Annotated in this window: 1 protein-coding gene; it reads right to left on the bottom strand. The window is 36.5% G+C overall.

Annotated features, from left to right (window positions below; genetic code table 11):
* The coding region (locus DM444_RS00070) for a hypothetical protein (protein ID WP_204251638.1) at positions 1 to 288 on the bottom strand (288 nt) is incomplete at both ends.

Consider the following 288-nt stretch of genomic DNA (forward strand, 5'->3'; position numbering starts at 1 on the left):
GTAATATTTGTTGAAGTAGTACCATCTGAATAAGTTAAATCCCAAGGGCCAGTTCCTGTCAATGCTACTGAAATAGTTCTAGATGATCCATTACAAACAGACCCTGTTCCGCTTACAACTGATGTTGGTCTAGAATTTACTGTTATCGCAGCACTTCCTGTCATATCAGCAGCTATTGCCGTACAGCTTGCATTTTTTAAAGCTGTAACTGTATAGGTTTTATTACTTGTTGGACTTACATTGAAAGTATATGGACTTGATGCAATTCCTGTAATATTTGTTGAAGTA

It is taken from the genome of Flavobacterium ginsenosidimutans (assembly GCF_003254625.1).
Lineage (GTDB): Bacteria > Bacteroidota > Bacteroidia > Flavobacteriales > Flavobacteriaceae > Flavobacterium > Flavobacterium ginsenosidimutans.